The 12,256-nt window shown below is 59.6% G+C and carries 8 protein-coding genes; all 8 read left to right on the plus strand.

From position 1 onward, the window contains the following. The first annotated feature begins 2 nt into the window (after nucleotides 1-2). On the plus strand, nucleotides 3-824 hold the full coding sequence (locus ACWFVE_RS08595) for a hypothetical protein (RefSeq protein ID WP_447528857.1): 822 nt from the start codon (nucleotides 3-5) through the stop codon (nucleotides 822-824). A 122-nt stretch (nucleotides 825-946) separates the two neighbouring features. After that, nucleotides 947-2,797: an autotransporter assembly complex protein TamA gene (tamA, locus tag ACWFVE_RS08600; protein WP_447528858.1), complete on the plus strand. Its 1,851-nt coding sequence runs from the start codon at nucleotides 947-949 to the stop codon at nucleotides 2,795-2,797. Between the two features lie 9 nt (nucleotides 2,798-2,806). Continuing rightward, entirely contained in the window at nucleotides 2,807-7,222 is a 4,416-nt protein-coding gene (gene tamB / locus ACWFVE_RS08605) for an autotransporter assembly complex protein TamB (protein ID WP_447528859.1), read from the plus strand. A gap of 9 nt (nucleotides 7,223-7,231) precedes the next feature. Then, entirely contained in the window at nucleotides 7,232-7,852 is a 621-nt protein-coding gene (msrA, locus tag ACWFVE_RS08610) for a peptide-methionine (S)-S-oxide reductase MsrA (RefSeq protein WP_447528860.1), read from the plus strand. 139 nt (nucleotides 7,853-7,991) lie between these two features. Beyond that, a complete protein-coding gene (gorA, locus tag ACWFVE_RS08615) occupies nucleotides 7,992-9,374 on the plus strand; it encodes a glutathione-disulfide reductase (protein WP_447528861.1) in 1,383 nt (460 codons plus the stop codon). Nucleotides 9,375-9,613: 239 nt separating this feature from the next. Further along, a complete protein-coding gene (gene ectA / locus ACWFVE_RS08620; RefSeq protein WP_447528862.1) occupies nucleotides 9,614-10,195 on the plus strand; it encodes a diaminobutyrate acetyltransferase in 582 nt (193 codons plus the stop codon). A gap of 104 nt (nucleotides 10,196-10,299) precedes the next feature. After that, the gene (gene ectB / locus ACWFVE_RS08625) at nucleotides 10,300-11,574 is read left to right on the plus strand and encodes a diaminobutyrate--2-oxoglutarate transaminase (RefSeq protein ID WP_447528863.1); all 1,275 of its coding nucleotides are present in this window, start codon (nucleotides 10,300-10,302) and stop codon (nucleotides 11,572-11,574) included. 75 nt (nucleotides 11,575-11,649) lie between these two features. Further along, on the plus strand, nucleotides 11,650-12,045 hold the full coding sequence (locus ACWFVE_RS08630) for an ectoine synthase (RefSeq protein WP_447528864.1): 396 nt from the start codon (nucleotides 11,650-11,652) through the stop codon (nucleotides 12,043-12,045). Nucleotides 12,046-12,256: the final 211 nt, after the last annotated feature.

Genomic DNA, 12,256 nt, shown 5'->3' on the forward strand with positions numbered 1-12,256 from the left:
TCATGTCTGACGCCACCTCGTCCCAACGCATCGTGCCCGATGTGGACCAAAGCCTGAGCGCGCAGCACCTGCGCCATCGCCGCGGGCCAACCATCTGGCCCTTGTGGCTTATGCTACTGCTGGTGATCGCGCTACTGGGCGCGCTTGCTGCAGGGCTTTGGTTCGAGCGCGAACGTCTATCGAGCGAGCTTAGCCGAGTAAGTGGGGAGGTCTCCAACCTGCACGCGCGGCTTGAGTCCGGCGATGTCGACGTCGTCGATACGGTCACCTACATGCAGGCGCAGATGACCACGCTGTTCCAGGAGCAGGAACAGCTTGCCCTGCGGCTGAGCAACACCCGTGAAGAGCTTTACGGTGTACTGACCGACGGCGAGGAGTTGGCCTCGACAGAGTCGCTGGACGATTTACGCGGTGAGCTTGATCAGCTTCGCGAGGCCGCCGACCTTAACGACCGCCAGTTGGACGCCATTCGCACCTCGCTTGGCGCCCTTGAACAGGCGGGAACCGCCGGCCGACAAAATCTGGTGGAAGAGGTGGCTTACCTCGACCAGAATACCGCCGAGCGCATAGCGGCACTTGAAGAGCAGATCGCCCGGGAGAGCACCTCGATCGAGAACCAGTTCAGCCAGTGGCGGAGCGAATTCGACGAACAGGTGGCCGAGCTATCACAAAGGCCCCAAAACGATGAAGCGGGTATCGATCAACAAGCACTCGATAGCGCAACGGCAGAGCTAAGCGAGCGCATTAGTGCGTTGGAGAGCGATGTACGCCAAGTGCGCCAGGCGCAGCTCGCGTTTAGTGCCCAAATGGAAATGCTGCGATAATTCGGCGCGCGACGTACTATATCGGCTTACACGTACTATATCGGCTTACACGTACTATATCGCCTTACGCGCACTATATCGCCTTACGCTATTTCGCCGGCCTGGGTTAGGAAAAGACACACATGCAACGATACCGTCAGCGATTGGCCATCCCCGTCGCGCTGTTAGCAGCAACGCCGTTTTTGACGCTTAGCCCCTTGGCGCGAGCGGTAGAAGCCTCCATCAGCGGAGTCACTGGGCCGGTGCAAGAGAACGTTGACGCTTACCTGCAAAACATCGACGAAGAACGCTACACCGATGTACGCCTGGAAGGCGAGATCCGTCAGCGCGCCCAAGAAGCGCTGCGGGTTTTTGGCTACTATGAATCCGAGATCAACGTCGACGTCGATCAAACCCCGGTGAGGGTACGAATCGAGCCGGGCCCGGCGGTACGTATCGAAACCTTGTCGATCGATATTCAGGGCGATGCCCAGGACGACCCAACGTTTCAAGCGGCCCTGGACGCCTTTCCGCTCAGCGAAGGCGACGTGCTCAATCACGCCCCCTGGGACGAGCTAAGCTCCGATTTCTCGGGCCTTGCGATCGAGCGCGGCTACTTCGACTGGGGCTTTACCGACCGCCGTATGGAAGTTCGCCCTTATCTTGAAAGCGCGCGACTCTATATGGATTTCGATAGCGGCCCGCGCTACCAGTTCGGCAATACCGTCATCGTGGGCAGTCATATCCAGCCCGACCGGCTGCGTCAGATGCGCGGCTTCGAGACCGGCGACCCTTATCTTGCCGAGTCCGTGGCTCGTTATAGCCAGCGGCTGGGCGAAACCCGTTGGTTTAGCTCGGTCACCGTGCGCCCGCGGCTGCAAACCGCCCAGGAGTTGGTGATTGCGCCGAGTGGCGGTGGGTCGCCCTGGTTCGACTCGGCCACCGCCTCCCAGCCACAGCGCCCGCGGCTTTCGAGCGCGGCGTTCGCGAGTGCGCTAAGCCTTGGCCAGTCGGGCAACAACCGCCTGCCGATCGATGTAACCGTCGAGCCTGCCGACCGCCACCAATTCGAAACCGGTATCGGGTTTGCCACCGATGTCGGCCCCAGGCTGCGTTTTGGCTGGCAGCAGCCCTGGATCAATAGCTTGGGTCATAGCCTGAACCACGACCTTTACATTTCCGGGCCGGATCAGCGCTTTACCGGGGTGTATAACATTCCGCTGGAAGACCCGATTCGCGACAACTACCGGCTCCAGTACGGTATCCGTAACCGCGACGATAACGACACCCAATCAGTCGAGGGCACCATCGAGTTCGCCCGGCGCTGGGAGTTCGAAAACCGTTGGGTTCAGACGCTTTACTTGCGTACCACCTACGAAGACTTTACCCAGGGCGGGCTCTCCGACGAGGTTTGGCTTTACTATCCCGGCATTCAGTGGTCGCGTACGCGCACCAGGCCCGAGCGCTTTCCGCTTTGGGGTGACCGTCAGCAGCTCTCTGTGGAGTATTCGGATACCGCCTGGGGGTCGGACGCCCGCTTTGCCCGCGTGACCGGTGATACCGAGTGGATTCGTACCCTCAATGCGGACAACCGCTTCTTAGCGCGCCTCAGCGTGGGCGCTACTGAAACCGACGACTTCGACAAGATCCCGCCCTCGCTGCGCTTTTTCGCCGGTGGGGATCGCAGCGTGCGCGGCTACTCCTATGAGAGCCTGGCGCCGCGTGGCGAAGACGGGCTGCTGCGCGGCGGCCAACAAATGCTGAGCTCGACGCTCGAGTACCAGCGCCGAGCAACCGGCGACTGGTGGGGTGCTGCCTTCGTCGATAACGGCAATGCCTTCAACGACTGGGAAGCCGACGACCTGAAAACCGGGGCGGGCCTGGGCGTTCGCTGGGTATCGCCGGTCGGCCCCATTCGTTTCGACGTCGCGCATCCCTTCGACGATGACGACAACGATTACCGCTTACACTTCTCTATCGGCCCTGAGTTCTAGGAGCGCATTTTGGCAAACGTCGCAAAGAAAAAGCCGCGCAGGAAAAAGCGGCTCTCTTCTAGAACCCGTACCCGCTTGGCCATTTGGAGCCTAATCCGGCTTCTAATCCTCGTGCCGCTGTGGCTGTTTGGCCTGGTAGCGCTAATTTTGGGCACGGCGCTTTCCCCCTGGGGGACGGCGCAGATTTTCTCCCAGGCGGAAAAGCGCGGCTATGTCAGCTTCGATTCTCAGTCCGGAGAGTTGCTCGACGAATTCACACTTCAAGGCTTTCGTTTGAACATCGGCACGACCCGGGTCGCCATCGATGACCTGGAACTTCGCTGGGCGGACGACTGCCTGCTGTCGGGGCGGCTATGTATCGACACGCTGCGCGCCGAAGGAGCGGATATCCGTATCGGCGCGAGTGACGATGAAACGCCGCCGGAAGAGAACCAGGAGCCGCTGCGCATTACGCTGCCTTTTCCCATCGAACTTCGCGAACTGGTACTGAATGACACCGCGGTGACGTTAGGGGATGGTACGCGTATCACGCTGGCGTCATTGACCAGCGCCGCCATCGCCGAAGGGCAAAGCGTGCGTTTGGCGCCGACCGAGCTAAACCAGCCTCGCGTCTATTTGCCCCCGTCCCAAGGCGTTCGGCTCACCCAAAATACCGACACACCGCTCGAGGCCACCGGCATCGACGGGGCGATCGCCGTTCACGCGCCCCGGGATGAGCAAGAGGCAACCGAAGACGAAGGCGGCGGGGTGCTGGTGAGCGAGCAAGGGCGAACGCAGCTGCCGGATATCACGCTCCCGATCGATGTCATCGTCGAAGAACTCGCCATCAACGACTTCGCCCTCGAAGGCGCCTTCGACTACCAGGTCGAGCGGCTCACGCTCGTGGGCTCGGTAGTAGAACACGATGTCGCGATCGATACCTTCTACGTGCTCACCCCGGACGCCGAAGTCGATCTTACGGGCACTATCCGCCTGGCGGAAAGCTATCCCCTCGATCTAAACCTGGACACCACGCTTTACCTGCCCGAACGCTTTCCCGAGCTTAGCGGTAATACGCTATCGCTTTCACTGTCCGGCTCGCTTGCCGAGCTGAGCGGCGAGCTCGACACCGAAGGGCTGGTCAATGTCGTGCTCGATGCAAGCGTGGACGTACTCGACCCGCGCTTTCCCTTCGATGTACGCCTGCAAACCGAGCAATTCCAGTGGCCGCCCACGCCGGCGGCAGACAGCAACGCCGAGCCCTTGACGGTGGAGAACCTGGATCTTCGCGCCAGCGGTAACCTGGAAGCGTTCACGGTGGTGCTCGACGCCGACGGTATCGAGGACACCAGGCTCGAAGCGCGTGTCGATCTTGACGATCCGACGTATCCTTTCGACCTGCGTCTACGAAGCGAGCGGTTCCAATGGCCGCTGATCGCCGCAGAAAACGCCGAAACCGACCCTATCGTCGTACAGGATCTGGATCTGCACGCCAACGGCGACCTGGAGGCGTTCACGGTAGTGCTCGACGCCGATGGGATCGAGGATACCCGTCTCGAGGCACGCATCGATATCGAGGATACGAATTACCCGTTTACCGCTCGGCTTCAAAGCGAACGGTTACAGTGGCCCCTGATCGCCCCGGAAAACGCCGAGACCGCCCCTTGGGTCCTGCAGAATATGGATATGCGTGCCGAGGGTGACATCAACGCTTACACACTAGCGTTGGACGTGGACGGCCAGGGGCCGGAGGTGCCGCTTTTATCGCTGAACGTAGAGGGTAGCGGCGATACCGGCTCCTTTAGCTGGTCATCCCTTGCCCTTCGAATTGATGAAAGCCGGTTGGCAAGCCAGGGGCGGGTCAGTTGGGCCGACGCCATTGCCCTGGATACGCGGATTCGACTGGATAACTTCGACCCCTCGCACTTCGTCGATGACCTCAACGGCTCGCTCGATGGAGATATCGAACTTGGCGTGCTTCAGCAGGGCAACCGCTGGCTGATCGACCTGCCCGAACTCTCGATCGGCGGCGAACTACAGGATTACCCACTGACGCTGCAAGCCGCGCTGACCGCTAATACGGACCTGGAAGTCGATATCGACGAGCTGCTCTTTACCCAAGGCGAGAACCGTCTTACCGCCCAGGGCCAGGCAAGCCAGCAGGCGCTTTCGCTGGATGCGGACATTGCGCTCACCCAGCTGCAAACCCTGCATCCGGAACTTGCCGGCCGTTTGACCGGCGATATCCAGGCGCGGGGTAGCCTTAACGAGCCACGCCTCAACGCCGAACTAACCGGCGATGGCCTGCGCTTTGCCGACAACGCCGTCGAGCGCCTGACGCTCAACGGCGATGTCACCGGTATCGACGACCCGCGTCTGGACGTCGATTTAGCGCTCGAGCGCGTGATCGCCGGCGGCCAAACCTTCGAGCGCCTGAACCTGGCCCTGGACGGGCGACTTTCCCAGCATACGCTGGCCTTCGATGTACAAGGCGGCGACGGCGCGGTCATGAGCCGCGCCCAGCTCGAACTGGCAGGGCGCTTCGATCAGGCAGACCAGCGCTACCAGGCCCAGGTAACGCCGCTCGAGATCGACTCCGAGGCCGGCAACATCCGCCTCGAGAGCCCGCTCGATGTGCGCTACAACCTGGCCAACGGCCAGGCGCGGCTAACCCCGTTTTGCTTGCGCCGGCTTGAAGGCGGACTGGTCTGTTCAACGGAGACGATCAACGCCTCGGCGGATCAAGGCCAGGCCGCCTTGACCGTGCGCGAAGTTCCCATGGAAATGCTTGAGCCGTTCTTGCCCGATGACTGGCGTCTTGAAGGTGACACGACGGCGGACCTGGGTCTTTCCTGGCGTCAGGGTGGGGCGCGCTGGCAGGCGAATGTCGAACTGTTGAGCGAGCTGGCCATTACCGCGATCAACGACTTTGGCCAGCCGGTTCAGCTGCCGGTCATCGACCTGGACGCCCAGATAGAGGCCAACCAGTCGCTGGCCAACGCAAACGTCGTGCTTTCGCTTTCAGAAGCCGGCCGGCTCGCCCTCGACCTTACCATTAACGACCCGATCGGCCAGGGCGGACTCAACGGCGAGTTGCGCGCCGGCAACGTCTCGCTCGAGCCTTACCTGCCGATGGTCGCGCAGCTCGACCAGTTACAGGGAGACCTGAACGGCAGCGTTCAAATCGGCGGCACCACGGCCCAGCCGGATCTTCAGGGCACTCTAGCCCTGCGTGGCGTTCGGGCGCGCGGGCCGGATATCCCGCTGGATATCGTGGATGGCGAGCTGGCCCTGCGCTTCGACGGCGGCCAGGGCTCTATCGACGGTTTCGTGGCCGCCGAGCGGGGCCGGCTCAACATCACCGGCGATGCCTACTGGCCTGAGGACGAGCAGTGGCGCATGGGCATCGATCTAAACGCGGTACAGGAGCCGTTACTGGTGGTGCTTCCCCAGTTCGGCCGCCTGGAGGCCGCACCGGATATTCGTATTCGCATCAACCCGGAGCTTCTTCAGATACGCGGTAACGTGGACATCCCTTGGGCGCGACTGGAAATCGGCCGACTGCCGGCCTCCGCGATTAGCCCAAGCGGCGATGAAATCATCATTACCGAGCGCCAGGACCGCGAAGCCGAGCGCATTGCCCAGCTTCAAGCCGCCAACGGCGAAGGGCCCAGCAGGACCGACGAACTCGCCCAGACCGGTATCGAACTCGATATGCTGATCACTCTGACGCTTGGCAGCGATATGCAGCTAGCGGCCTACGGGCTCGAGTCCGGGCTATCCGGCGGCCTCGAAATCCGTCAGGATAACGGCATCCTGCAACTGTTTGGCGAGGTGAACCTGGTCGACGGGCGTTTCCAGGCCTTTGGGCAGGATTTGCTGATTCGCCGCGGTCAGCTGATCTTTAGCGGCCCGCCGGGCCAGCCGGTGCTCGATTTCGAAGCGATTCGTAACCCGGATGTGACCCAGGATGACGTGATCGCCGGGCTTAGAGTCACTGGCACCGCCGACGAACCCAATATCGCGATCTTCTCGGAGCCCGCCATGCCGGAAAGCAGCGCGCTCTCCTACGTACTGCGTGGGCGGGCACCGGATTCTTCCGGTGGCGGCGTCGACAGCGCCTTGACCACTGCGCTCATCGGTATGTCACTTGGGCGTACCGGCGGCGCGGTCGGCTCGATTGGTGAAGCCTTCGGCATCAACGATCTGGCACTCGACACCACCGGGGCCGGCGACGACAGCCAGGTCGCCTTGAGCGGCCAGCTCACCGACGACCTCCGCATTAGCTACGGCGTGGGAATTTTCTCGCCGATTGCGGAACTAACGCTACGCTATACGCTTTGGCGTAATCTTTACGTACAGGCGGTTACCGGTACGAGTCAGGCGGTGGATCTGATCTACACCTTCTCGCGCCAGGGCTCGCCCAGCATATTCCCACGGCAATAAGAGGTGGCCATGACACTTTTTTCCAGAACTTCGGCAGCACTGCCAGGCCGGGACACGCCGATCGAGACAAGCGACGTTCACGCCGTCAACGGCCAGTCGATCAAGGCGCCATTTCCCGAAGGGTACGATGAAATCGTGCTGGGTATGGGCTGCTTTTGGGGAGTCGAGCGTCTGTTTTGGCAAACCCCCGGCGTATTCGTCACCGCCGCAGGCTACGCCGGCGGCGAGACGCCAAACCCCACGTACGATGAAACCTGCACCGGGCGCACCGGCCACACCGAGGTCGTGCGCGTGGTTTATGACCCGGCCAAAGTGACACTTGCCACGTTGCTGCAGATCTTCTGGGAAGGGCACGACCCGACCCAGGGCAACCGCCAAGGCAATGACATCGGCAGCCAGTATCGCTCGGCGATCTTCACGACCAGCGAGGCCCAGCTCGAGCAAGCGCGTCAAAGCGCCGAGGCATTTCAAGCCGCACTCGACGAACACGGCAAGGGTGAAATCACCACCGAGATCAGGCCGCTGGACACGTTCTACTACGCCGAGGGCTATCATCAGCAGTACCTGGATAAAAATCCGGGAGGCTACTGCGGCCTGAAAGGTACTGGCGTAACCTGTGCTATTGGCTAAGCTGGCTTCATCGTTCAATCGTTAGGGGGGCTCACCCCCTTCACACGACGCTTTAACCGCTCGCTCAGACTTTCTTTGAGCGGGCGGCTTTCGTTATACCGTCAAATTTCGTTATATAGTCAAGTAGCAAGGAGTCCCTATGTCAGCGCAGGCTGAGTTTGATTACGACCTGTTGGTCATCGGCGCCGGTTCCGGCGGTGTACGCGCGGCGCGCACCGCCGCCGCCCAGGGCGCCCGGGTGGCGATTGCCGAAGACCGCTACCTGGGCGGCACCTGCGTCAACGTGGGTTGTGTTCCCAAAAAGCTCTACGCCTACGCTTCGCACTTTCGCGACAGTTTCGACGATGCGGCCGGCTACGGCTGGCACCTGCCGGCAACGCCCACCTTTGATTGGCCGACGCTTCGCGATAACAAGTCCGGCGAGATCAAGCGGCTCAACGGTATCTACCAGCGCCTGCTCGAAAACGCCGGCGTGACGCTCTATAACGCCCGGGCCTCGGTCGTCGATGCCCATACCGTCTCGCTTGGCTCAGCCACGGGCGATAGCCTGGTCAGCGCCAAAAAGATCCTGTTGGCCACCGGCGGCTGGCCCTGGGTGCCGGATTTTCCGGGAAGCGAGCATACGGTAACCTCCAACGAGGTGTTCGACCTCGACACGTTTCCTCAGCGCTTTCTGGTACTCGGCGGCGGCTATATCGCCGTTGAATTCGCTAGTATCTTCAACGGTTTGGGCAGCGAGACGCATCTGATCTATCGCCAGGAACTCTTTTTGCGCGGCTTTGATAACGAAGTGCGCGAATTTACTCGCGACGAGATGAAAAAGAAGGGCGTCAATCTACACTTCTCTGCCAATATCGAGCGTATCGACAAACAAGAGGATGGCCTCAAGGTCACCCTGACCACCGGCGAGACACTCATCGTCGATACCGTGCTGGCCGCCACCGGGCGCAACGCCAATATCGAAAGCCTGGGCCTCGACAAATTGGGTATCGCGCTCAACGAAAGTGGCAAAATCACGGTCAACGAGCGCTATGAAACCCAAGTGCCTTCCGTATTGGCCCTGGGGGATTTGATCGATAGCCCGGAGCTGACCCCGGTCGCCATCGCCGAGGCGATGCAGATCGCCGAGCTCCACTTTAGCGACTCGACACCGGAGCCTTTGGACTACGAGCACGTGCCCACCGCGGTGTTCTGCCATCCCAATATCGGTACCGTAGGATTGAGCGAAGAGGCCGCGCGGGAGCGCTTTGCCCATATTCGCGTGTATCGCACCGATTTCAAACCCATGAAACATACGCTGTCGGGAAGCGACGAGCGCATGCTGATGAAGCTGGTCGTGGATGACGCAAGCGACGTTGTGGTCGGCGCTCATATCGTGGGCGAAGATGCAGGCGAGCTGATTCAGAACGTGGGCATTGCGGTGCGTGCCGGGCTCACCAAGACGGATTTCGACCGCACCCTGGGGGTTCACCCCACGGGCTCGGAAGAACTTGTCACCATGCGCACGCCGTCGCGCACGTGACACCCAACACTTCGACCCAACGACAATGAACCCAAGCGAGCGAAAGCTCGCTTTTTTTTACCACTTTTTTGAAGTTGGACTAAGCTTTTAGCATCCAGGTCGTTATGGGCGCTATCTGCATAGCCGAGCTGAGTATAATTAAAAATTATCAAACAGGGAGAAAAACATAACATGCATTTTGAGTTATTAATAATTCGCTGTTATAGTAGCGTTCGAATTCGCAACGGCGAAGTAACACCATGAGCATGCCTTCAACATCTTTTACGCCTTCTTTCGATTTAGCCAGACCCACCGTTGCCGATGCGGTAGTGGGGAGCGAGCAAATGCCGCTCTACATCCGCAAGCCCAACGCCGACGACGGCTGGGGCATTTACGAGCTGGTCAAAGCCTGCCCGCCACTCGATGTGAATTCCGCTTACGCATACCTTCTGCTAGCGACCCAGTTTCGTGACACCTGCGCGGTCGCCACCAATGAAGAGGGCGAAATCGTTGGTTTCGTCTCGGGTTACGTCAAGGACAACGCCCCGGACACGTTCTTTCTATGGCAGGTGGCGGTGGGTGAAAAAGCCCGTGGTACCGGTCTTGCTCGGCGGCTGATCGAAGCGATCATGTCCCGCGAGGAGCTGGGCACTGTACACCACATGGAAACCACGATCACCCCGGATAATCTGGCGTCCTGGGGGCTTTTCCGTCGCCTGGCCGCGCGCTGGCAGGCACCGCTCAATAGCCGCGAATACTTTTCGACCGAGCAGCTCGGTGGCGAGCACGACCCGGAAAACCTCGTACGTATAGGGCCGTTTCAAACCGACAATATCGTTTAATCGAGGGTCGTTTACCGTTACTTGATTGCTCGAGTAAGCCCTTGAAAATTCATTTAGCCGTCTCAAGGTTCTGAGACAGGTCATTCTCTGAAAGGGAGGTCAACATGCAGACCCAAACGTTCGAACGTATGGAATCCAATGTGCGCACCTATTCGCGCTCGTTCCCGGTGGTATTCACCAAGGCGCAAAATGCGCGCTTGACCGATGAAGAGGGGCGCGAATACATCGATTTCCTCGCCGGTGCCGGTACGCTCAACTATGGTCACAACAATGCCCACCTCAAGGAAGCGATGATCGACTATCTGTCGTCGGATGGCGTGGTGCATGGTCTGGATATGTGGACGGCCGCCAAGCGTGACTACTTCGATACGCTGAACGAGCTGATTTTCAAGCCGCGCGGGCTCGACTACAAAGTGCACCTGCCGGGCCCCACGGGCACCAACGCCGTCGAGGCAGCGATCCGCTTGGCCCGGGTTGCCAAGGGTCGCCACAACATCGTGACCTTCACCAACGGCTTTCACGGCGTCACCATGGGCGCGCTTGCCACGACCGGTAACCGCAAATTCCGCGAAGCGACCGGCGGCATCCCAACCCAGGGCGCAAGTTTCTTGCCCTATGATGGTTACATGGGTGAGCACGCCGATACGCTGGATTACTTCGAGAAGCTTCTGGGCGATAAGTCCGGTGGGCTGGATATTCCGGCGGCGGTCATCGTCGAAACCGTGCAAGGCGAGGGCGGTATCAACGTAGCGGGCCTTGATTGGCTCAAGCGCTTGGAAAGCATCTGCCATGCCAACGATATTCTTTTGATCATCGACGACATTCAGGCAGGCTGCGGGCGGACCGGCAAGTTCTTCAGCTTCGAACATGCAGGTATCAAACCCGATATGGTGACGAACTCCAAGTCGCTTTCCGGCTTTGGTTTACCGTTTGCTCACGTATTGATGCGCCCGGAACTCGACCAGTGGAAACCAGGTCAGTACAACGGCACCTTCCGTGGTTTCAATCTCGCCATGGTTACGGCGACGGCGGCGCTTAAAAAGTACTGGTCCAACGATACCTTCGAGCGTGACGTACAGCGTAAAGGGCGTATTGTGGAAGAGCGCTTCCAAAAGCTTGCCAAACGTCTTAGCGATAGCGGTATGCCAGCCACCGAACGCGGTCGCGGCTTGATGCGCGGTATTGACGTAGTATCTGGCGATATTGCCGATGAAATTACCGGCAAGGCGTTCGAGCACGGCCTGATCATCGAAACCAGCGGCCAGGGCGGTGAAGTCGTCAAATGTCTCTGCCCGCTGACCATCAGCGATGAAGACCTCATTGCGGGTCTGGATATTCTCGAAAAATGTGTCGAAGCAGTGATCAACGAAAAAAAGTAACGCGGTAGACCCCGTTAAGCCACGCCCAAGACTATTACGGTGGTCAAACACGGCCACCTCATAAGGAGCACATCGATGATCGTTCGCAACCTGGAAGAAGCGCGTAAGACAGACCGCCTGGTAACGGCGGAGAACGGCAACTGGGACAGCACGCGCCTGATACTGGCCAGCGACAAGGCCGGCTTCTCGTTTCACATCACCCGTATTTTCCCGGGCACCGAAACCCATATTCATTACAAGAACCACTACGAAGCCGTTTTCTGCTACGAAGGCGAAGGCGAAGTAGAAACCATCGCCGATGGCAAGATCTGGCCGATCAAGGCAGGTGATGTCTACATGCTGGATCAGCACGACGAGCACCTGCTGCGCGGCAAGGAAAAAGGCATGACCGTGGCCTGTGTGTTTACACCTGCGCTTACCGGCAAGGAAGTCCATCGCGAAGATGGATCTTACGCGCCGGCAGAAGAGTGACCTGGTAGCCACCGCATTGGCACTGCCAACGTAGTCGTTCAAAGGACAGCCCGATAAGGGCTGTCCTTTTTATTGGGCAAGCCTTTATCCCGCGGGCATAGAGAAGATGCAGACAAAAGCAAAGCTCAAGACCAGGGTGGGCTGTCGGGAAAGGCTTTCTCAATAAGTTCGCATAATATATATTATGTTAAATCAAATATCCTGAGTTAAT

The organism is Vreelandella mediterranea, assembly GCF_970647075.1.